Here is a 19,932-nt window from a genome sequence, read left to right on the forward strand (position 1 = left end):
GGTGAACTCAGTCCTCGTCCGCGCTGGCGTATTTCGGCAACTCAAGACCACAACCGGTTCGGGCCAGCTCGGCGAGGATAGCGGTACGTGTAACAATGCCGACCAGTTTGCCGTGGTCGACAACCGGATACACTTTCGGCTTGCCGGCGCCAAGGTTCTGGGCCAGATCCACCACCGCCATCTCCGGTGAGATGGTCACGGGCTGACGGAACATGACATCGTCCACGATCGGGTCACCCTCACAGTGATAGCTGCTCACCAGCAGGGAATGAATGCAATCCTGTTCGGAGACGAACCCCAGTACCCGCCGATGGTCATCCACCACGGGCAGACCGGTGACATGGTTGGTCAGCAGGGTCTTGACCACCTTGGTCAGGGGTGTGCCGCAGCGAACCGGCTCAATGTGGTTCCACATCACATCGGATGCTTTCAGTGACCGCATGGGCAAATACCTCCACTTCCGTTTTCATCGCAGGCCAAACCAGACCGTCTATCCCTAAACATAGGCAATCACGGTGCAAAAGGAAAACCGATTCGGTGAAAATGGTTTACAGGCGAAAATAACCGACTAAACTCAATCAGTTATACCCGGCACAGGGTAAATCAACTTTTCCAACCCATGGCAAACGCAGGGAGATCCCCATGTCAGCCATTGAAAACTTTGTCGGTCAGATTAACGGTCTGGTGTGGGGCCCTCCCATGCTGGTCATGATCCTCGGGGTCGGGCTGTTCCTCAGCATCGGCCTCAAACTGATGCCGGTGCTGAGACTGGGAGCCGGCTTCCGGCTCATGTGGCAGGGGCGGAAGGCAACCGGAGCTGAAACCGAGGGTGAAATCCCGCCGTTTCAGGCCTTGATGACTGCACTCTCGGCAACGGTCGGAACAGGCAACATCGCCGGCGTCGCCACCGCGGTATTCCTGGGTGGACCGGGCGCCCTGTTCTGGATGTGGCTGACCGCCCTGGTGGGGATGGCCACGAAGTATTCGGAGGCGGTACTGGCGGTGCGTTTCCGCGAAGTGGACGAGCGCGGCAATCACGTCGGTGGCCCCATGTACTACATCCGCAACGGCCTGGGCAGCAAATGGTCCTGGCTGGGTGTACTGTTCGCCATTTTCGCCGCCATCGCCGGCTTTGGCATCGGTAACACGGTACAGGCCAATTCGGTGGCAGATGTGATGGAGGCCAACTTCGGCCTGCCCCACTGGGCCACCGGCGTCATCCTCATGGTACTGGTGGGCATGGTGCTGATTGGCGGTATCCGACGGATCGGCCACGTTGCCAGTGCCCTGGTTCCGCTGATGGCCATCTCCTACCTGCTGGCCGGCATCGTGGTACTCGCGATCAACGCCGCGGACATTCCCGCCGCCATCGCACTGGTGTTCAAGCATGCCTTCAGCCCGATTGCCGCCGAGGGCGGTTTTGCCGGCGCCGCGGTCTGGGCGGCGATCCGATTCGGTGTCGCCCGGGGCATTTTCTCCAACGAGGCGGGCCTCGGCTCCGCGCCGATTGCCCACGCCGCCGCGCAGACCCGTGACCCGATCAACCAGGGCATGGTGGCGATGCTGGGCACGTTCATCGACACCATCATCATCTGCACCATTACCGGCCTGGTGATCATCACTTCCGGCGTCTGGACCAGCGGCGTTTCCGGGGCGGAACTCACCTCCCTGGCGTTTGCCGATGCACTTCCGGGTGTGGGCAACTATATTGTTGCTATTGCCCTGGCGGTGTTTGCCTTTACCACCATCCTGGGCTGGTCGTTCTATGGCGAGCGCAGCATCGAGTTCCTGTTCGGCGTGAAGGCGATCGTGCCTTACCGGGTTGCCTGGATCATAGCCATCCCTGTCGGCGCCACCCTGAATCTGGGGTTTGTCTGGCTGGTGGCCGATACCCTGAACGCCATGATGGCACTGCCAAACCTGGTGGCCCTGTTACTGCTCAGTCCGGTGGTGTTCAAGCTGACACGGGAGCACTTTGCCCGGGAAAAAGCACTGGGTGTTGATTGAAGCTCAGGGCCTTAAGTTCCTGTTATATCGATGTAAATAAGTGTTCGGATGAGATGGATCATTGGCCCCTTGTATTCACCTCATCCAGCACCAGAATAGTTGTATACACTCAAGAAACCGGAACGATCATCAGAGGAGAGAATCTATGAGTTTGCGTCTTGGAGATACCGCACCGGATTTCGAACAGGATTCAACGGAAGGCAAGATCAGTTTCTACGACTGGCTTGGCGACAGCTGGGGGGTTCTGTTCTCCCATCCGGCAGACTTTACCCCGGTGTGCACCACCGAGCTTGGCCTCACCGCCAAGCTGAAGGACCAGTTCGCCAAGCGTAACGTCAAGGCCATTGCCCTGAGTGTCGACCCGGTCGACTCCCACAAGGAATGGGTGAAGGACATCGAGGAAACCCAGGGTTGTTCGGTGAACTTCCCGATCATCGCCGACGAGGACCGCAAGGTTTCCGAGCTGTACGACATGATCCACCCCAATGCCGACAGTAGCCTGACCGTACGTTCCCTGTTCGTGATCGACCCGAACAAGAAGGTACGCCTGATCATCACCTATCCGGCCTCCACCGGTCGTAACTTCAACGAAGTGTTGCGGGTTATCGACTCCCTGCAGCTGACCGACGAGCACAAGGTCGCGACGCCGGGTAACTGGGAGCGTGGCGGTGACGTGGTGATCGTACCGTCCCTGCAGGATGAGGAAGAAATCAAGGAACGGTTCCCGCAGGGCTACAAGGCGGTGAAGTCCTACCTGCGCATGACCCCGGATCCCAAGACCAACTGGGGTGGTGACTGAAGAATGAAAAGGGGTCAGATGAAAGCTTTCATCTGACCCCGATTTTATGAAGCCCGCGGGGTCTGAAGAACACTTTCTTCTGACCCCTTTTTTACATCCCTATCAGAATGCCGGAACCACGGCACCCTCATACTTCTCCATAATGAATTCTTTCACGGCCTCGGACTTCAGCGCTGCCGCCAGCTTCTGCATGGCTTCGCTGTCCTTGTTGTCCGGGCGGGCAACCAGGATGTTCACATACGGAGACTCGGAACCCTCGATCACCAGTGCGTCTTCAGACGGATTCAGGCCCGCTTCCAGCGCGTAGTTGGTGTTGATCAGGGCGAGGTCCACCTGGTTCAGGATGCGCGGCAGGGTGGCTGCCTCCAGTTCCTTGAAGTCCAGGTCCTTCGGGTTTTCGGCAATGTCACGCGGGGTCGCGGTGATCTTGCTCGCGTCTTTCAGCTTGATCAGACCGGCCTTCTGCAGCAGAAGCAGGGCACGGCCACCGTTGGTCGGGTCGTTCGGAATTGCTACCACGGCGCCGTCTTCCAGCGCATCCAGGGAATCAATCTTGCTGGAGTAGGCACCGAACGGCTCAACATGAACGCCGGTCACAGTCACCAGGTTGGTGCCGCGGCCTTCGTTGAACTCGTCCAGGTACGGCTGGTGCTGGAAGAAGTTGGCGTCCATCCGCTTCTGGTCCACCTGGATGTTGGGCTGGATGTAGTCGGTGAATACTTTCACATCCAGCTCTACACCCTGCTCAGCCAGGGTCGGCTTCACAAATTCCAGGATTTCCGCATGGGGAACCGGCGTCGCGGCGACGGATAGCTCCTCGGCGGAAGCGGCAACGGAAAAAGTGGCGGCTGCAGCAAACGCGGCCAGTGTTTTCTTGAAATTCATAACCTGTTCTCCTGTGTAAGAGACATTGAAGTTCGATAGTCCTGTTGGCTCGGGCCGCCGACGGGCGATGCTTCCCGAAAACGTGGAGCGCCAGGGATGGCGCGACCGAGCCCTACAGGGACGTATTCACGGGCGTTTTTCGGGAAGCATCGCCCGTCGGCGGTTTCCCCCAAACTCTGACGGCTACTTACGGCTGAAATACAAAACCAGACGGTCGCCAACCATCTGGAGTACTTGTACAAAAATCACCAACAACGCCACAGTAATCACCATCACGTCGGTCTGGAATCGCTGATAACCGAAGCGGATGGCCAGGTCACCCAGGCCGCCGCCACCGATGACGCCGGACATGGCGGCATAGGACACCAGGGTAATGGCGGTAACGGTAATGCCGGCGATGATGCCCGGCAGGGCTTCCGGCAGTAAAGCGCCGAAGATGATCTGGCGCACGCTGGCGCCCATGGCCTGGGTGGCCTCGATGATACCCCGGTCCACTTCCCGCAGGGAGGTTTCCACCAGGCGGGCGAAAAAGGGCGCGCCACCGGCCACCAGCGGCGGGATGGCCCCGGCGACACCAAGCGAGGTGCCTATCAGCATCACGGTGAACGGGATCATTACGATCAGCAGGATGATGAACGGCACCGACCGCAGCACGTTCACAACAAATGACAGCACGGCGTAGGCCACCGGCTGCTCCAGCAACTGGCGCTTGCCGGTCAGGAACAGCAGCACACCAATGGGCAGGCCGATCAGTACGCTGAACAGCAAAGACATGCCCACCATCACCAGGGTGTCCCAGCTGGCCCAGCCGATTTCGCTCCAGTCGACGTTACTCAGTAAGGCTTCCATCAGCGCAGCACCTCCACATGGACGTCGGCGGCTTCGAATTCCTGCATGGCCACATCCAGATCACCACCGACCAGGGACAGGGTCAGCTGTCCGTAGGGAGTGTCCTTGATATGGTCGATGCGGCCGGACAGGATGCTGAAATCCACGCCGGACTTGCGGGCCACGCCGCCCAGCAGCGGCTGGTAGGTGGACTCGCCCTTGAAGGTCAGGCGCAGGATGCGGCCATCGGCTTTCTGCAGATCTTCCTGCAGTTCCTCGTGATCGATGCTCTCGCTCTCGAATACGAAATCCCGGGTGGTCGGATGCTGCGGGTGCAGGAACACCTCGCTGACCGGTCCCATCTCCACCACGCGACCGGCGTCCATCACCGCCACCCGGTCGCAAACCCGGCGTACCACATCCATCTCGTGGGTGATCAGCACGATGGTCAGGCCCAGCTCCTGGTTGATGTCCGCCAGCAATTTCAGGACCGATTGGGTGGTCTGCGGATCCAGTGCGCTGGTGGCTTCGTCGCACAGCAGGATGGTCGGGCGGCAGGCGAGGGCACGGGCAATACCCACCCGCTGCTTCTGGCCACCCGAGAGCTGGGACGGGTACTTGTTGGCATGGTCGGTCAGGCTGACCCGGGCCAACAGTTCCTCGACCCGTTCCCGGATCTCGGCTTTTGAATAGATACCGGCGAGTTTCATCGGGAAGGCGATGTTGTCCGCCACGGTCTTGGAGGACAGCAGATTGAAGTGCTGGAAGATCATGCCCACCTTGCGGCGGAATGCCCGCAACTGGGCCGGGTTGTAGCCGGTGATGTCCTCGTCGTCGATCAGGATGCGACCACCCGTGGGTGGCTCCAGCAGGTTGATCAGACGCACCAGCGTGGATTTGCCCGCCCCGGAGTGACCGACGATGCCGAACACCTCGCCGGTTTCAATGGTCATATCGGTGGGGTGCAGCGCAGGGATCGCCCGGCCGCCCACCTGATAGGACTTCTGTACCTGGTCAAATACAATCACAGTCAGCGCCTTGTGGGTGCAGCGTTAAAAGCCGCCGATTATAGCGCAATCAGTGACCAAACCCGAATGGGAATGAATTACGAACCGTGGCGAGGGCATGGGTAAATGCCCTTACAACCACGGTCCAGGGTGCTCATGCCAGCCTACAGTGAGTAGAGCTTGGTCACGTGCAGGATCGGTCCGGTCGGAGCACCGGTCGGTGAACCACCTCTGGGCTCCAGACTGATGGCCAGGGTACGGCTCCGGGACAGCGCCTCACGGGCCTCATCGGTCAGACGGACCTGATGAACTCCGCCGGCGGGAATGACGCCGAGCGAGAGCGGCTGGCCATTTTCCGGAACCACCCACAGCTCGTAGTCCTTGCCAGCCTCGGCAGCACTGGCGGCGACCGAACGCAGCTTCAGCAGATTCTCGGCCCCGGATTCACTGACCAGCCAGAGCGGATCTTCCAGGTTAGCCTGTACGATAGCGCCGGAGAGCTGCTCGCCGGTCGGGCGGGGCTGCTGCACCATGACCACCGCAAGAACCAGCACCGCGGCAGTCGCCAGTACACTCCAGCTGGGCCAGAACCAGCGGCCAATACCACGAACCTCGGCCTGCGCGGGCTGCTCCTGCGCGCCCCACAGCCGTCGCTCGATGTTCTTCCAGACGGAAGCGGGGGGCTGATTCTCGGGAACGTCCGCGGCCAGGGCACCGAGTTTCTCTTCCCAGAACCAGACTTCCCGGCGCACCCGGGCCGATTCCATCATCCACTGTTCAAAACGGCGGCGTGCTGCTCCCCGGAGGGAACCGAGTACGTATTCTGCCGCCAGCGCTTCAATGCGTTCCGGTGTCTTTTTCATTGTTCAAGGCACCTTTTTAAAGCCATCAGTCCGCGCCGGATCCAGCTCTTTACGGTACCAATGGGAGAGCTCAGGGCCTGGGCCAGCTCTTCATGGGTAAAGCCACGGTAATAGGACAACAGGATGCTGTCACGCTGAACATCGGACAGCTCGTCGAGACAGCCGGTCAACTTTTCAGCACCGGACTCACGCAGTGAGAACTCCAGCGGTCCTTCACGACCATCGTCCAGCTCATTCACGTCCTCGTCGTTGATGGTTTGACGCGCCTTGCGGGCCCGGATCAGGTCCAGAGTCCGATACCGGGCAATCGTCATCATCCAGCCAAGGGGCGCTCCCCGGTCGCTGTGGTACTCACCGGCTCGATGCCAGATCTGGATGAAAGCGTCCTGAAGCGCCTCCTCCGCCAGCTCCCGCTGTCCCGCAAGCCTGAGACAAAGCCCGAACATACGCGCCGCAATGTGTTCATAAAGCTCCTGGAATGCCCGGCGATCCTGCTGGGCAATTTTCATCAGCAGCCGCATGAGCTGATCCTGATCGGCATCGGTCTGTGCCATAGCTACCCCTTAATTATCCTCGTTGTCTTCGGGTAATACGCGGCCCCAGTCTGCAGGGATGCGTATCGAGGCTATACCGGTATTTTTTGTTCCATGGTGCATCTGTCTGCAAACCCGCCCCGTTTCCCCCTGTGCAATACCCAAAAACCCATATTCGAGGAGAACGGGATGAACAACGTAATAAAACGGTCCGGCCTCACCATTGCTATCGCCAGTGCTGTGCTGTCTGCCGGCCTCAGCCACGCCTCAAGCCATCGCGAGGCGCCATTCATTACGGAAGTGCCCAAAGTCGATGGTACCGATTTTTACATGTTTCGCAGCTACGAATCCGGCCGTGAGGGATTTGTGACCCTTATTGCCAATTATCTGCCCCTGCAGGATGCCTACGGCGGTCCAAATTATTTCGACCTGGACGAGGATGCCATCTACGAGATCCACGTGGATAACGATGGTGACGCGGTTGAAGATCTGACGTTCCGGTTTGAACTCCAGGACGTTCTCAACGACATTCAGCTACCCGTCGGGCCCGAAGGTGCCACTGAAATGGTCTCTGTCCCGCTGAAAAACATCGGCGACGCCACCGACAACGCCAACGTTCAACTCCGCCAGGAGTATAGCGTGAAGGTTGTAACCGGTGACCGGAATACCGGGACGGTACAAACAGCGACCAACGTGAGCACCGGTACCGATACCTTCGCCAAGCCCCTGGACAACATCGGTGCCAAGTCGTTCGCCGACTATGCGGCCTATGCGAACCAGCACGTGTTCGGCGTCGACATTCCGGGCTGTAACACCAACGGCAGGGTCTTCGTCGGCCAGCGCAAAGAGGCCTTCGCGGTCAATCTGGGCGAGATCTTTGATCTTGTGAATACCAACCCGCTCGGAGCACGCAATGGCGAGGGCCCTGGTGATCTGGCCGACAAGAACGTCACCTCTTTTGCCCTGGAAGTCCCGACGGACTGCCTGACCGGCTCTGCCGTGAACTCCAACGGTCAGCCGGTGATCGGTGCCTGGACCACCGCCAGCGTGCGTCAGGCCCGCGTGCTCAATCCTGCGCCTTCCGCCAATGGCAAGGGGGCGACCGTAGAAGGCGGCGCCTATACCCAGGTTTCCCGGTTGGGCATGCCACTGGTGAACGAGGTGGTGATCGGTCTTAAAGACAAGGATCGTTTCAATGCCAGCGAACCCAAGGACGACGGTCAGTTCCTGACCTATGTGACCCATCCGACCTTGCCGGAACTGCTCGAAGTTCTCTTCCCGGTCGAGGCGCCTAACAACTTCCCGAGAAACGACCTGGTCACTGCCTTCCTGACCGGTGTCCCCGGCGTCAATATGCCGGTCGACGTGACGGCTTCCGAAATGCTACGCCTGACTCCCGCCATTGACCCGACGCCACTGGACTCCCAATCCGACCTGGGCGTACTCGGCGGGGATAATGCCGGCTTCCCGAACGGCCGCCGGCCCTATGATGACACTGTCGACATAGCGCTTCGCGTTGCCATGGGCGTGCTCGCGGATGCTGCAGACGCGCCGGATGGAGGCCTTGCTTACACCGACGGTGTCCAGCTGGCAGCCGACCCGTCGACCCTGCCAGCCGACTACGAAGTCTTCCCGTACCTGGCAACGCCGATTGCAGGTTCACCCAACGATTAAGAGGTGCGAGCCATGAGAATTCTGCTCCGATTGGCAACCGTTGGGTTACTGGCAGCCGCCCTGAGCGCATGCTCCGGAGGCTCCAGCAACGGGCGCCCCAATCCATCGGTTGATTTCACGACCTTCGTGAAGGCCCAGATTGCCGCCACCGGCAAGGTAAAGGCACCTGTGGCCATCAATCCGGTCGACTTCAGCTTCAATGATCAGAACAATCCGCAGGCCTACGATGACCTGTTCCGTTAACACCAAAGGCAGCCGGACATTGCTTGACCTGTGTCCGGCCACCTTCCTCCCTGCCCTCCGGGGCAGGGCTTTTTGGATTGGGCTCGGTCTCGCTGGCGTGTTGTTGTCTCCAAACCCGTTGCAGGCAGCGCCGAGTCCAATCCAAAGCGATTTCGCGGACGACGCTGTATTGGCGACCCTGCCCGACACCCCGCCGGTACCCGAACAGCTCCCGACGACCTCAACCGGCCTTGCCGACCGGGTTCAAAACCTGATCGGCAACGCCCGCAGCACCGGCGACCCGCGTTACCTCGGTTATGCGGAGCGGCTGTTCCAGAGGTGGCCGGAATCGCCGCTCACTGACCGGCTGCTGGTACTCCGCGCCACGCTCTCCCAGAGCCTGCACAGATTCGAGCAAGCCAGGGAGGACCTCACCATGGTGCTGGAGCGGAGCCGGAACCGCCAACACCGGATCCAGGCCCGTCTGACGCTGGCCAACCTGGAGACGGTCCGGGGGCGCTACCCCGAGGCGCAACAGCAGTGCCGCCATCTGGCACAGGAATACCCGGGGCTTATCGCCGAGAGCTGCTCCGCCCAGGTTGCCGCCAGAACCGGGGACCCCGAAACCGCGTACAGGGCACTCAAAACACTCCTGGCGAATGCCGACACAGAGCGCCCGACCGCGCGACTCTGGGCCGAGGGAACCCTGGGCGACATTGCAGCACAACTGGGCCGGGACATGGCAGAGAATCACTGGCGCCATGTCCTGTCGGCCTCTCCCTCCGATCTCTACACCCGCGCCCAGCTCGCGGACTGGTACCTGCAGAAGGGACATTATCAGCAGGTACTGGCACTCACTGAGGGCCATGAACAAGTGGACTCACTGGCCGTCATTCGCGCCATTGCGATGCTCCGAAGCAATCACCCGGAACAGGTTGTCCTTACCCGGCAACTTCGGGAGCGGTTCAACGAGGCCCGTTGGCGCGGGGCATTGCTGCATCAGCGCGATTACGCCCGATTTCTGCTGGACGTGGAATCCCGTCCCGAACAGGCTCTGGAACACGCCTGGGACAACTGGCAATCCCAACGGGAACCCATGGATACCCGGTTGCTGCTGCGCGCGGCGCAGGCCGCCGGTAACAGGGATACGCTAGCGTTGCTCCGTCAATGGCTGGAGCAGCACAGGCAAACCGATGCCCGCTATCCGGAGGCAGCTTCATGATTGCGCTCAGACTCTGGACACCGTGGCTGCTGCTTCTGACATTCCTCACCCAAAGCAGTCCGGCACTGGCCCACAAGGCCAGTGACAGTTTTATCTATCTGGATTCGAATGTCGGAGAGCTGCGGATCGATGTCGCCCTGCGTGACCTTGCATTACTGGTGCCGCTGGATCAAAACCAGGACCGGCAAATTACTGGCCGCGAGGTGCGCAGCCAGCGCCCGGTCATCACCCGAACGGTGGAAAACGGGCTTGAGCTATCGGCAGAGTCCGGTGTTTGCCGCCTGCAGGGCCTTGACTGGGGATTGAGCCGGCACAGTGACGGCCGCTATGCGGCAGCGCGTTACCGGATTGTTTGCCCGGATGGCGATGATCCCGGGCAACTGCAGTATTCGCTGCTATTTGACCGGGACAGCCTCCATCGGGGGCTGGTCCAGATCACTTCGGATGCCGGCTCCACCCTTGCGGTGCTGTCGCCGGACCGAAATACGTTGCAACTGACCTCCGGATCTTCCCGCCCGCTGCAGACTTTCGCAGCATTTCTCGTGGAAGGGGTGGTCCATTTGTTGATTGGCCTCGATCACATCCTGTTCCTGCTGGTTCTCGTTCTTCCGGTCAGCCTCACGACCCGGGAGACAGGGAACCCCACCCTGAAATCCCGCCTCGTCCGACTGACCGGGATCGTCACCGCCTTTACCATCGCTCATTCCATCACGCTGGCACTGGCGGCCCTTAACGTGATGACCCTGCCCATCGCCTGGGTCGAGACGATCATCGCGCTGTCCATTGCCGTCGCGGCAGTGAACGTGGTCTGGCCCGTGCTCGGCCGGAAAACCTGGAAGCTGGCGTTCGCCTTCGGCCTGATACACGGTTTCGGCTTTGCGAGTGTCTTGGGGGATCTGACCAGTGGAGTGTCGGATCTGGTACTGGCACTGGCGGGATTCAACCTGGGGGTCGAGCTGGGACAGCTGGGGCTGCTGGTGCTGGGCTTTCCGATTTTATACCTGCTCTCGCAGTGGCGGGTCTACCAGCGGGCGATCGTGCCGTTCATGCTGTTGGCAGTGGTGGGCACAAGCCTGATATGGGCGGCTGAGCGGGCCGCCTCTATCTGAAATGGCTTGCGGTAGCCGTCACCGGCTACCGCATCGTTGGCTTTCAATGCAGGGCGCGCATCTGGCGCGGGTATAGTGCAGCACTCACTTCTGGTTCCTCGAGGAGGTCCGCCAGTTCGCGGTCCACTTCCGTTTCCTCACCCTCGGCCGGCAATGGCTCAAAGAGTGTATTCAGCCAGGCAGTGACCGACGGCGCCTCGTCCCGCCGGTAATCGGTGGACAGCGCCTTGATCCGGCGGAAACCGATAATGCGCTGGTGGCGTGGATCCCGGATCTGTTCAAAGCCCCGCCAGTAGACATGATCCCGGGTGTGGAGCTGAACAAACAGGGTGTCGATGGGGCCGCCGGAATCATCATCCGAGGCGGCCTCGGTTGTTTCGTTTGCTTCGCCTTCTTCGGTTTTCTTCTGGCGAATGGTGGTCCAGGCCGGGTAAAGCACCGCCACGGCGTCCGCTTCCACGTGCTCCCGTGCAGCACGGAGAATCAGTCCCCAACGGGCCTTGTCGGCATCGCTTTCAAGGGAGTTAATGGGCAAGTCGTAGCTTTGCTCACTGGACAGGACGATTGCCATCATCGGGGCGTCAAGCTCCCCCATGGCCTCGGCCTGTGCTACTGATACCAGTTCGTCGATTGCCATCGGTTGGTTCATAAGACGCTCGCCTCCTCGATGCCATCTGGTGGGTCAGGAAGAAGATGCCTTCCTGACTCACAGCATAGCCTGTTCCACACACAAAGATAAACGTGGAGTTTCGGGAGCCGGATCACAACCCCTCAGAATGCATCTTCCAGCCGTTCATAGTGACTGAACCAGGGCGAGGCCTCTTCGAGCTGCGCCGCCAGCTGGAACAGCACGTCCTCACCACCGTGAGCCGCGCCGAACTGGACACCGACCGGCAGTCCCGACAGCGTCCAGTGCAGGGGCACCGACATGGCCGGGGTACCGGTCAGGTTGGCAAGCTGGGTGAAAGGGGTGCGCGCCAGGCTTTCCAGGGCCATCTGATCCACCTGACCGCTACGGTGCACAAGTCGGCCCGCCTTCAGCGCCAGCATCAGTTTCGCGGCGAATTTAAGATGAGACGGCGTTTCAAGTTCGCCAATGCGGGCCGGCAACTGGCCCGTGGTCGGACACAGGTAAAGATCATAACGCTCGAAGAAGGTGCCCAACGCCCTGGCGAAGTCGTTCCACTGCTGGCGCCGGCGGACATACTCCGGTAACGGCATGGTCCGGCCGAGCATGGCAATCAACCGGGTATCGAGTTCGAAGTCATCGTCGGTGGCACCGAACTGATCCCGGGCCCGCTCCATCAGGGCCGACACCTCGCCGAAATACAGTCCAAGGTAGCATCGGGCCAATGCCATCCCATCAAATTCCGGCCGGGCGTACTCAACACTATGCCCCATCCTCTCCAGGATTCGGGCGGTCTCCTCCACGGCGGCCATGCATTCCGGTGCAACCTCGGTATCGTAGGGGGAGTCGGTGAATACACCGATGCGCAGGCGGCCCGGTGGTTTCTGCATCAGGTCCGTGTAGGGTGCGGACGGAGGCGCAATGACAAAGGGATCGCCCTGGGCAGGCCCGGCCAGTACATCGAGCATTGCCGCGCTGTCGCGAACGGTGCGGGTCACTACATGATCGACTGAAGCTCCGGTCCAGGTCTCGCCCAGGAACGGCCCGCTGGATACCCGGCCCCGGGATGGCTTGAGCCCGAACAGGCCGTTGTAGGCAGCCGGGATACGAATGGAGCCACCACCGTCGTTGGCACCGGCCATCGGCACCACGCCTGCAGCTACGGCGGCACCGGAGCCACCACTGGAACCGCCCGGGGTGAGATCAAGGTTCCAGGGGTTGCGGCTCGCCCCCCAGAGCTCCGATTCGGTAACGCCCTTCAGACCAAACTCCGGAGTGGTCGTTCTCCCGAGGAAGACCAGACCACCCTGACCTGCGCGTCGGGTAAACTCGGAATCCACCGGCGCGATATTGTTTTTCAGCCCACGACTGCCGTAGCTGCATGGATGGCCCGCCTGCTCCTGCGCCAGGTCCTTGAGCAGAAAAGGTACGCCACTGAACGGGGCGGATTCGGTAAACTTCTGCTCGAGGGCTTCGGAAAACTGGGGATGGCAGATGGCATTCAGGGTTCCATTGACCCGGGTCGCCCGCTCAATGGCCGTTTCGCAGACATCCCGGGCACGGATCTCGCCTCGCCCGATCAGGTCGGCAAGGGCCGTGGCATCAAGTTTCAGATACTCGGATTGCTTCATGATCACGTCCGTTTGTTATTGTGTTATCTGAATGGTGACGGGTATTACTGATATGAACCGGAAAATCGGAAGCTTACGCCAGCTTGCTCTGTTTTTCATCCTGGTCCTGCAGGCCTTTTCTGCAACCGGAGCTGCGTCACAGGACGGGAGCGAAAACGACGGCTGGACCAGCGTTATCCGCAACTCACCGTACTGGGTCAGCCAGGGGGTCTACCAGAACGTACAGACCATCCGCAGCTGGGTACTGGCCGAGAATGCCTACTGCTCGGAGTCTGACCGCCACATCCTGTTCGACATGCGCGGCCGGTTCCTGGGCTGGATTGCCGATGGCCCCGACAAAGCCAGTACCCAGAAGAAACTGAACAGCACCCGCCAGTCCCTCCATGAGCGGGGCGAGGTGGACAGCTGGCTGGCGGGCAGCGAGGGCCAGACCGGTTACCCCTTTGCCCTGGCCTGTAACCAGCCACACGTCAATTTGCCCGAAGCCCTCGCCCGTTACCTGGGCACCCTGCCAGCAGACCGTCTCTGGGGCCGCTGGGACGACCTTAGCTTTGCCAGTAATGACCAGCCCGGCACTCTGCATGAGGCCTTGCTCTATGTTTACAGCACCCGTCAGCAGCAGGGTCGGCTGGACCTGCCAGCCGCCATGGCCCGCTATCTTGCCGGCCAGCTACTGATCGAGAGCGGCGGCCAGACCCGGGCACACTCGGCGGCGAATGCCCGGGGCATACTGCAGCTGTCCCCCAGCGCGCTGTCCGATTGCGGCCTCAAGCCTGAAAACTACTGGCACCGCCTGGCACAAATCGACTGCGCCCTGCGCCTGACTAACCAGAATGCCCGGAACTTGCGCCCCGCCTTCGACGCAAGATTCGGACATTTGCCAGACGAGAAACAGGACCGACTGTTCACGCTGCTGCTGATCCAGGCCTACCATGGCGGTGCGGCCCGGGTGCAGGCCCTGCTGGAAGACGAAACCCTGGCCCGACCTGCGGCCTATTTCGCCGAGCACCAGGAGCGTTTCACCGCGGGCGATATTGCCTTCGGAATCGTCTTCCACAACCTTGGCCGGGACCGGCTGGGCCTAGCGTCACTGTATTATGTGGCCGATGTACAGCTTGCCACCGAGGCCCTGTGCCGCAGCGAGCGACTCAAGACAACGGACTTCTGTCAATGGAACTGACCCTGATCCCGGAAGTCCTGCCACCGGGAATTGCCCTGTTCCTGCTGGCCTGCTCGACGCTGACCTCAATGATAACCGCCAGCCTGGGCGCTGGTGGCGGCCTGCTGTTGTTGGTCCTGATGGCGAGCTGGCTACCACCAACCGCCATCATCCCGGTTCACGGCATGATCCAGTTGGGCTCCAACGCCGGTCGCATGGTTCTGACCTGGAAACACATCGACTGGAAAGTCATTGCCGCCTTCGCCCCCGGCGTTGTCGCTGGCGCTGGCATCGGAGCCTGGCTGCTGGTGAACCTGCCGGAACACCTTTGGCAACTGGCCATTGCCCTGTTCGTGCTCTATCTGTGCTGGGGCCCGACCCTGCCCAGAGCGGCATTCGGGCCCATGGGCGTATTCCTGGCCTCCGGGCTGACCAGTTTTATCAGCCTGTTCGTCGGCGCCACCGGCCCCCTGGTCGCTGCCTTCATCAAGCAGATCCACCGGGACCGGTTTGCCACAGTCGCCACCTTCGCCACGGCCATGACGCTGCAACATCTGCCCAAGGCCCTGGTGTTCGGCTTCGCCGGTTTTGTTTTTGCAGACTGGCTGGCATTCATCCTGGCCATGGTGGCATTCGGCTTTGCCGGCACCTGGCTTGGGCTGCATGTGCTCCGGTCCATGGGTAATCGCTGGTTCACCCTGGTGTTCAACGTCATGCTCACCGCCCTGGCCCTGCGGCTGCTCTGGCAGGCGGGCATCACCGCCGGCTGGTGGTCGGCGCCTCTCTAACCCCCGGGCTCATCAGGATCCGGAGGAACAGGAACCACCACCACGGCATTCCGCCCCCGGGATTTGGCCACGTAACAGCCCTCATCCGCCCGGGCCATGACCTCACGGGGGCCGCTATCCCGGGTGGTAAGTTCGGTCAGGCCAATCGATGCCGTCACCCCGAAACTGCGACCATCATGCTCGATACGCAGCGCTTCGACGCCCGCCCGGATTTTCTCCGCCAGTAGTTCAGCCGGCGGAAGTCCGCAGGAAGGAAGAATCACGCCAAACTCATCGCCGCCCAGCCGGGCGACCGTGTCCGAGTGACGCACGGAGTCCCTGAACAGGTCCGCCAGCTGACGGAGCAGGTCATCGCCGAGCAAGTGACCGCCCTGATCGTTGACCGGCTTGAAGTGATCCAGGTCGATCAGCATCAGCACTGAAGGTTTCTCGTGCCGAGCAGCCTCGCCCAGCAGTTTGACCAGGGTTGCGGTGAAGGCACGGCGATTCAGTAACTGGGTCAGGCTGTCGTGGGTTGCTTCCCAGGACAGCCGCTGTTCTTCCCGGCGGCGCTCGGTGTCGTCCCTCAGCACAAACACCAGCTGCTCGTTGTGCAGGCCCTGACGGATATGGAGCAGGGTGAGGTCGATGTCAAACTCGACTTCCCGGCGATTCCGCAAAGTAGCGTACAGACTGTCGATGTCATCGCCCTTGAGAAAATCGTTACGATGCCAGGGCTTGCCGTCCGCCTCGATGGTCACCATTTCGAAAAAATTCTGGCCCAGGCAGTCGTCGTCGGCCCCGACAAACCGGCAGGCCGCCCCATTGGCAAAGCGGATCAAACCGTCCGCGTCGAGCATCAGCACCCCTTCCTGGAGGACACCCAGGATGCTCTCTGCCCGCTGCTGCTCCTGGTGCAGCGTTTCCGTCACGGTATTGAAGACCTCGGCAACCCGGCGGATTTCCCGGCCACCGGCCACGTCCACGGGGGTTCTCCGGGTACCGCGATAACTTTCCTGGATCTGTTCACTCAGGGTCTGCAGAGGGGCCATCAGACGCCGGAACCGCCATAAAGCCAAAGGCGCTACAAGCAAAATGACGGCAAACAGAATCCAGATGAAGTTATCGCTCACGCGAGTGATGGGTGCATAAGCCTCGCGTTTTGGCCAGACCGCAACCACAAACCAGGGCACCTGGACCATTTGCTGGACCGACATAATGCTGTCTTGACCGATACTACTCCGGCTTTGTGCAGTCCCCTCGAAACCCGCCAAGGCTCTGGTCATCACGGTATTCTCCTGACCCACTGGCACCATCACTTCGCCTGTTGCGCCGTGGGTGATAATCGTGCCGCGACGGCTGACCAGCTTGAGATAACCGGTTTCTCCAATCGCGAGGTCGGTAAATTCCTCCATGAAGTTATCGCCTTCAAGGAGAATGGCGCCACCCAGTACTCCAACAAACCGGCCTTCGTGATTGAACACGGGGGCCGCAATCATCACCGCCGGGTGGTTCTGGTAGTTGGAAACGTAGGGCTCACTGATGACCGGGGTCAGCTGGCTGGCAACCCGCGTGAAATACTCCCTGTGGCTGACGTTCAGCCCGGCCTGCTCATAGGCTTCCGGAGACTCTGCCAGCACCTGCCCCTCGGCGTCGATGAGGTAAAGACCGTCAAACTCATGATGCAATGCCACCTGTTGCTGCACGATCACCCGGGCACGCCCACGTAGCGCCGTTTCACTCATGGTCAGGCTGACGGCCACCTGGCTCAGTATCTCCAGCCGTCGTCCGAGCTTGTCGTCCAGCTCCAGCGATACCAGTTCGGCGATGGTGGCCACCTGATTGCGGGCCTGCTGCTCCAGCTCGGTCCGGCTCAGCAACGAACCGGCGCCGGTCACAATCAGCGCAGTCACCAGGACAACAATGGTCACCAGGGCCACCGCCCGGTTCACCAGGCTTCCGAACCACCGCTGGATCAACACGTCAGGCCAACTCCATAGTTGAGTGTCAAGGGTGCAATAGATCTCTCCCGTTGAACAGAATTCCGTCAACAGCCAGTTTAGCGAGCTGACAACCCCCTGCAAAAGACCAACACAGGCCAGTCCACAAGATTTAACACGCTTGAAACTTTACTGATAATCGTTATTATTTAGATCCAACTTTAAAACCGAGGGGATTCTGATGTCCGATCCTGCCAATGTAGCCAGCCTTCCCTTCCTGCAGGGTCCGATTGCACAACTGATTGATATGGGTGGTCCGGTCATGATGGTGTTGCTCGCCCTCGCGGTGCTGGGTGTGGTGACGTTTTTCTACCTGATGCTGTCAGGCACACTTTACGCACCAAGACTGAACCGGCATCTGAAACAGACACTTCACCGTTGGCAGGACAACCCGGCCGCAGTTGACCCGGAGCACCTTCGCCGCCAGGCCCGACTCCGGGAGCGGATGAACCCTTTGCTCCACCTGATCGCCGACACGATCGAAGCCTGCAAGAAGCGTGTCGACGGCCAGCAGATCCGGGAAACCGCCGCGCGAGACGCACAGCATGCCCTAGAGCCCTTTGAAGCCCCCCTGAAAATCATCGAAGTGATTGCCGCGCTGGCGCCTCTGCTGGGACTGCTGGGTACGGTGATGGGGATGATGGAGGCGTTCAGCGCCATGGCCGCCACCGAAGGCCGGGCGAATGCCGCACAACTCAGTGGCGGCATTTACGAGGCGCTTACCACTACCGCCGCGGGCCTGGTCGTGGCCATTCCCTTTGCTGCACTGGCGGCCTGGATCGAATTCCGCCTGCGCCGTATCCACAAGACCATCAACAGCACGCTGGTGAGCATCCTCAACGTAGCGGACAACCCCCGTATCAGCGAGGCCAAGGCGCCCCAGACCAGTCATACCAACGAAACCGGTTGGTTGCAGGACCAGGGGGAAGGTCGTGGCTTCACCGGCAAGCAGCGGTTTGCCCATGCAGCTGGTTGACCCACGGCCCAGTCGACCCATTCCGATCCGCATCACGCCGTTGATCGACGTGGTGTTCATCCTGCTGGTGTTTTTCATGCTCACCAGCCGGTTGCTACCAGTGGGCGCCCTGGATCTGGCCAACGACACCAGTCAACGCAACAGTGCGAGCGGTGAGCCTGTGCCGTCACTGACAATCGTCAGTGACGGGCAGGTGCGGTGGGAAGATCGGACCTTCGGACCGGATGAACTGGCAGCAGTGCTGGCGCGGCGAGACATCACCAAAGTCAACCTGACCACGGAAGGGCAAACAGCGCTTTCCAGCTTCACCCGAACTCTCAGCCTGCTCGACGGGCAGGGCATTACCACCTACTGGCAACGAACAGATTCGAAACAACCATGACCAACCTGGTTCCGCCTCCGGCCACCTCCGGCAAATCCCTGCTGGAACGGGTGGAGGACGCCCTGTTACCTCTCATCAACCTGGTCTTTCTGCTGCTGATGTTTTTCATCGTCGCGGGTCAGCTGGCCAACGAGTCCTTACCCGATCTGCCGGGCGTTGCCGCCAGCGGGCAGGAAGAGAGGCCGGACGCCGACCTGAAGGTCACTGACGGCGGCCGCTGGCTGGTCGGCGCCGTCACCGTGGATGAACAGACCCTGCTTTCAAGCTTGCCGGAACAGAGCAGTGGGCAGCCTTTGCGTGTGGCCGCAGCCGAATCCGTGACCATGGCCGAACTGGAACGCCTGTTCCGAATCCTCGAGCGTGGTGGTCACATCGACATCCTGCTGTTGACGGAGCCGGACTCATGAGCGCGTCCCGCTCCCTGCAGAAAACCGGGCTGGTGATCATTGCCATCCTGCTGACGGCGGCAGTGCTGGTTTGGGTCGCTCCGGAGCAGCCCCTCAACCTCAAACCCCTGGGTGAGGAGGCGATCAACCCGGCGTCGGCCATTCAGATCAGCCTCGCGGGCCAGCCGCCGCCGGAGCCCGCGAAACCGGATACCCTCCAGGAACCGACACCGGAACCTGAAACGCACCCCGAACCAAAGCGGGAACCCAAGCCCAAGCCCAAGCCTGAGCCCAAGCCCAAGCCTGAGCCCAAGCCTGAGCCTGAGCCTGAGCCTGAGCCTGAGCCTGAGCCTGAGCCTGAGCCTGAGCCTGAGCCTGAGCCTGAAGCGCAGCGTAGCCCGGCCACCCCGGTTCCGGAACCCCAATCCGAGCCCGAACCCAGGGTAGCAGCGGCGAACGCCGAATCCCCGGAAAAGAGCACCAGTGAGCGGCAGCCGGTGGCCCTGCAGAATGCAGGATCGTCCTCGGACGTGGACAGCTACCTCTCACAGCTCAGTCGTCACCTGGCGCGCTTCTACGACTACCCGAGACGGGCACGTCGCCTCGGGCAGGAGGGCACACCGGTGATCGTGTTCGAGTTCCGGCGGGACGGTACCCTGATCCGCCATGACCTCAGGAACTCCTCCGGGCACGAGCTGCTCGATGAGGCCGCACTGAACATGCTGGCGCAGGCGGCGCCCCTGCCCGAAGTTCCGGACCGGATGAAAGGGCAGAGCTTCCGCTATGCACTGCCGGTTCGTTTCCGCCTGCGCTGACGTCCTTTCCTTAAAGACTTGTCCCGGGCCATTTCTTGC

The 19,932-nt window shown here is 60.9% G+C and carries 21 protein-coding genes; 12 read left to right on the forward strand and 9 right to left on the reverse strand.

Going from position 1 to position 19,932, the window contains the following annotated elements; translation table 11 throughout:
• Positions 1 to 7 precede the first annotated feature (7 nt).
• Positions 8 to 442, reverse strand: coding sequence for a CBS domain-containing protein (locus tag ACQUTG_RS11975; protein ID WP_428919620.1), 435 nt, complete (start codon positions 440 to 442; stop codon positions 8 to 10).
• Positions 443 to 642: 200 nt separating this feature from the next.
• Between ACQUTG_RS11975 and ACQUTG_RS11980 the strand changes: the two genes are divergently transcribed.
• Together ACQUTG_RS11980 and ACQUTG_RS11985 are read left to right on the forward strand one after the other, a co-directional pair.
• On the forward strand, positions 643 to 2,007 hold the full coding sequence (locus ACQUTG_RS11980) for an alanine/glycine:cation symporter family protein (protein ID WP_428919621.1): 1,365 nt from the start codon (positions 643 to 645) through the stop codon (positions 2,005 to 2,007).
• Positions 2,008 to 2,152: 145 nt separating this feature from the next.
• The gene (locus tag ACQUTG_RS11985) at positions 2,153 to 2,806 is read left to right on the forward strand and encodes a peroxiredoxin (RefSeq protein WP_428919622.1); all 654 of its coding nucleotides are present in this window, start codon (positions 2,153 to 2,155) and stop codon (positions 2,804 to 2,806) included.
• 102 nt (positions 2,807 to 2,908) lie between these two features.
• On the opposite strand, the gene ACQUTG_RS11990 is transcribed toward ACQUTG_RS11985, so the two are convergent.
• From ACQUTG_RS11990 to ACQUTG_RS12010, 5 genes are all read right to left on the reverse strand, one after another.
• Positions 2,909 to 3,691 carry a MetQ/NlpA family ABC transporter substrate-binding protein gene (locus ACQUTG_RS11990; RefSeq protein ID WP_428919623.1) on the reverse strand — a complete coding sequence of 261 codons (783 nt, stop codon included), beginning with the start codon at positions 3,689 to 3,691 and terminating at the stop codon, positions 2,909 to 2,911.
• A gap of 183 nt (positions 3,692 to 3,874) precedes the next feature.
• On the reverse strand, positions 3,875 to 4,540 hold the full coding sequence (locus ACQUTG_RS11995; protein ID WP_428919624.1) for a methionine ABC transporter permease: 666 nt from the start codon (positions 4,538 to 4,540) through the stop codon (positions 3,875 to 3,877).
• Positions 4,540 to 5,547, reverse strand: coding sequence for a methionine ABC transporter ATP-binding protein (locus ACQUTG_RS12000; protein ID WP_428919625.1), 1,008 nt, complete (start codon positions 5,545 to 5,547; stop codon positions 4,540 to 4,542). Before ACQUTG_RS12000 ends, ACQUTG_RS11995 begins: the two co-directional genes overlap by 1 nt.
• A 143-nt stretch (positions 5,548 to 5,690) precedes the next feature.
• Positions 5,691 to 6,389 carry an anti-sigma factor gene (locus tag ACQUTG_RS12005; protein ID WP_428919626.1) on the reverse strand — a complete coding sequence of 233 codons (699 nt, stop codon included), beginning with the start codon at positions 6,387 to 6,389 and terminating at the stop codon, positions 5,691 to 5,693.
• Positions 6,386 to 6,943, reverse strand: coding sequence for a sigma-70 family RNA polymerase sigma factor (locus ACQUTG_RS12010; protein ID WP_428919627.1), 558 nt, complete (start codon positions 6,941 to 6,943; stop codon positions 6,386 to 6,388). The genes ACQUTG_RS12005 and ACQUTG_RS12010 overlap by 4 nt, the downstream gene beginning before the upstream one ends.
• A 168-nt stretch (positions 6,944 to 7,111) precedes the next feature.
• Here ACQUTG_RS12010 and ACQUTG_RS12015 point away from each other — a divergent pair, with 168 nt between their 5' ends.
• From ACQUTG_RS12015 to ACQUTG_RS12030, 4 genes are all read left to right on the forward strand, one after another.
• Positions 7,112 to 8,596 (forward strand): DUF4331 domain-containing protein, encoded by a 1,485-nt coding sequence (locus tag ACQUTG_RS12015; RefSeq protein WP_428919628.1) that lies wholly within the window; start codon positions 7,112 to 7,114, stop codon positions 8,594 to 8,596.
• Between the two features lie 12 nt (positions 8,597 to 8,608).
• Positions 8,609 to 8,839: a hypothetical protein gene (locus tag ACQUTG_RS12020; protein ID WP_428919629.1), complete on the forward strand. Its 231-nt coding sequence runs from the start codon at positions 8,609 to 8,611 to the stop codon at positions 8,837 to 8,839.
• A 169-nt stretch (positions 8,840 to 9,008) separates the two neighbouring features.
• Positions 9,009 to 10,040, forward strand: coding sequence for a tetratricopeptide repeat protein (locus ACQUTG_RS12025; protein WP_428919630.1), 1,032 nt, complete (start codon positions 9,009 to 9,011; stop codon positions 10,038 to 10,040).
• Positions 10,037 to 11,149, forward strand: coding sequence for a HupE/UreJ family protein (locus ACQUTG_RS12030; RefSeq protein WP_428919631.1), 1,113 nt, complete (start codon positions 10,037 to 10,039; stop codon positions 11,147 to 11,149). Before ACQUTG_RS12025 ends, ACQUTG_RS12030 begins: the two co-directional genes overlap by 4 nt.
• Positions 11,150 to 11,192: 43 nt before the next feature.
• Here the strand turns inward: ACQUTG_RS12030 and ACQUTG_RS12035 are convergent, their stop codons facing one another.
• Both ACQUTG_RS12035 and ACQUTG_RS12040 read right to left on the reverse strand, forming a co-directional pair.
• Complete coding sequence (locus ACQUTG_RS12035; RefSeq protein WP_428919632.1) at positions 11,193 to 11,798, reverse strand: hypothetical protein; 606 nt, start codon at positions 11,796 to 11,798, stop codon at positions 11,193 to 11,195.
• A 122-nt stretch (positions 11,799 to 11,920) separates the two neighbouring features.
• Positions 11,921 to 13,408, reverse strand: coding sequence for an amidase (locus ACQUTG_RS12040; protein ID WP_428919633.1), 1,488 nt, complete (start codon positions 13,406 to 13,408; stop codon positions 11,921 to 11,923).
• A gap of 52 nt (positions 13,409 to 13,460) precedes the next feature.
• On the opposite strand from ACQUTG_RS12040, the gene ACQUTG_RS12045 reads away from it, so the two are divergent.
• Both ACQUTG_RS12045 and ACQUTG_RS12050 read left to right on the forward strand, forming a co-directional pair.
• A complete protein-coding gene (locus tag ACQUTG_RS12045; RefSeq protein WP_428919634.1) occupies positions 13,461 to 14,588 on the forward strand; it encodes a hypothetical protein in 1,128 nt (375 codons plus the stop codon).
• Complete coding sequence (locus ACQUTG_RS12050; RefSeq protein WP_428919635.1) at positions 14,579 to 15,355, forward strand: sulfite exporter TauE/SafE family protein; 777 nt, start codon at positions 14,579 to 14,581, stop codon at positions 15,353 to 15,355. The genes ACQUTG_RS12045 and ACQUTG_RS12050 overlap by 10 nt, the downstream gene beginning before the upstream one ends.
• Here ACQUTG_RS12050 and ACQUTG_RS12055 read toward each other — a convergent pair.
• The gene (locus ACQUTG_RS12055; protein ID WP_428919636.1) at positions 15,352 to 17,316 is read right to left on the reverse strand and encodes a diguanylate cyclase domain-containing protein; all 1,965 of its coding nucleotides are present in this window, start codon (positions 17,314 to 17,316) and stop codon (positions 15,352 to 15,354) included. The genes ACQUTG_RS12050 and ACQUTG_RS12055 overlap by 4 nt on opposite strands.
• Before the next feature lie 199 nt (positions 17,317 to 17,515).
• Here ACQUTG_RS12055 and ACQUTG_RS12060 point away from each other — a divergent pair, with 199 nt between their 5' ends.
• Genes ACQUTG_RS12060 through ACQUTG_RS12075 form a run of 4 tightly spaced genes read left to right on the forward strand, consistent with a single transcriptional unit; the run spans position 17,516 to position 19,893 of the window.
• Complete coding sequence (locus ACQUTG_RS12060) at positions 17,516 to 18,310, forward strand: MotA/TolQ/ExbB proton channel family protein (RefSeq protein WP_428919637.1); 795 nt, start codon at positions 17,516 to 17,518, stop codon at positions 18,308 to 18,310.
• Entirely contained in the window at positions 18,297 to 18,692 is a 396-nt protein-coding gene (locus ACQUTG_RS12065; protein WP_428919638.1) for an ExbD/TolR family protein, read from the forward strand. The genes ACQUTG_RS12060 and ACQUTG_RS12065 overlap by 14 nt, the downstream gene beginning before the upstream one ends.
• Positions 18,689 to 19,099 carry an ExbD/TolR family protein gene (locus tag ACQUTG_RS12070; RefSeq protein ID WP_428919639.1) on the forward strand — a complete coding sequence of 137 codons (411 nt, stop codon included), beginning with the start codon at positions 18,689 to 18,691 and terminating at the stop codon, positions 19,097 to 19,099. The genes ACQUTG_RS12065 and ACQUTG_RS12070 overlap by 4 nt, the downstream gene beginning before the upstream one ends.
• Entirely contained in the window at positions 19,096 to 19,893 is a 798-nt protein-coding gene (locus ACQUTG_RS12075) for an energy transducer TonB (protein WP_428919640.1), read from the forward strand. Before ACQUTG_RS12070 ends, ACQUTG_RS12075 begins: the two co-directional genes overlap by 4 nt.
• Positions 19,894 to 19,932 lie beyond the last annotated feature (39 nt).

The sequence above is a fragment of the Marinobacter sp. DUT-1 genome (genome assembly GCF_050379415.1).
Taxonomy (GTDB): domain Bacteria; phylum Pseudomonadota; class Gammaproteobacteria; order Pseudomonadales; family Oleiphilaceae; genus Marinobacter.

Bases quoted from the DNA above. Each gene is read 5' to 3' on its own strand.
- ACQUTG_RS11975 (WP_428919620.1), bottom strand. From the start codon at position 442: ATGCGGTCACTGAAAGCATCCGATGTGATGTGGAACCACATTGAGCCG.
- ACQUTG_RS11980 (WP_428919621.1), top strand. From the start codon at position 643: ATGTCAGCCATTGAAAACTTTGTCGGTCAGATTAACGGTCTGGTGTGG.
- ACQUTG_RS11985 (WP_428919622.1), top strand. From the start codon at position 2,153: ATGAGTTTGCGTCTTGGAGATACCGCACCGGATTTCGAACAGGATTCA.
- ACQUTG_RS11990 (WP_428919623.1), bottom strand. From the start codon at position 3,691: ATGAATTTCAAGAAAACACTGGCCGCGTTTGCTGCAGCCGCCACTTTT.
- ACQUTG_RS11995 (WP_428919624.1), bottom strand. From the start codon at position 4,540: ATGGAAGCCTTACTGAGTAACGTCGACTGGAGCGAAATCGGCTGGGCC.
- ACQUTG_RS12005 (WP_428919626.1), bottom strand. From the start codon at position 6,389: ATGAAAAAGACACCGGAACGCATTGAAGCGCTGGCGGCAGAATACGTA.
- ACQUTG_RS12010 (WP_428919627.1), bottom strand. From the start codon at position 6,943: ATGGCACAGACCGATGCCGATCAGGATCAGCTCATGCGGCTGCTGATG.
- ACQUTG_RS12015 (WP_428919628.1), top strand. From the start codon at position 7,112: ATGAACAACGTAATAAAACGGTCCGGCCTCACCATTGCTATCGCCAGT.
- ACQUTG_RS12020 (WP_428919629.1), top strand. From the start codon at position 8,609: ATGAGAATTCTGCTCCGATTGGCAACCGTTGGGTTACTGGCAGCCGCC.
- ACQUTG_RS12030 (WP_428919631.1), top strand. From the start codon at position 10,037: ATGATTGCGCTCAGACTCTGGACACCGTGGCTGCTGCTTCTGACATTC.
- ACQUTG_RS12035 (WP_428919632.1), bottom strand. From the start codon at position 11,798: ATGAACCAACCGATGGCAATCGACGAACTGGTATCAGTAGCACAGGCC.
- ACQUTG_RS12040 (WP_428919633.1), bottom strand. From the start codon at position 13,408: ATGAAGCAATCCGAGTATCTGAAACTTGATGCCACGGCCCTTGCCGAC.
- ACQUTG_RS12045 (WP_428919634.1), top strand. From the start codon at position 13,461: ATGAACCGGAAAATCGGAAGCTTACGCCAGCTTGCTCTGTTTTTCATC.
- ACQUTG_RS12050 (WP_428919635.1), top strand. From the start codon at position 14,579: ATGGAACTGACCCTGATCCCGGAAGTCCTGCCACCGGGAATTGCCCTG.
- ACQUTG_RS12060 (WP_428919637.1), top strand. From the start codon at position 17,516: ATGTCCGATCCTGCCAATGTAGCCAGCCTTCCCTTCCTGCAGGGTCCG.
- ACQUTG_RS12065 (WP_428919638.1), top strand. From the start codon at position 18,297: ATGCAGCTGGTTGACCCACGGCCCAGTCGACCCATTCCGATCCGCATC.
- ACQUTG_RS12070 (WP_428919639.1), top strand. From the start codon at position 18,689: ATGACCAACCTGGTTCCGCCTCCGGCCACCTCCGGCAAATCCCTGCTG.
- ACQUTG_RS12075 (WP_428919640.1), top strand. From the start codon at position 19,096: ATGAGCGCGTCCCGCTCCCTGCAGAAAACCGGGCTGGTGATCATTGCC.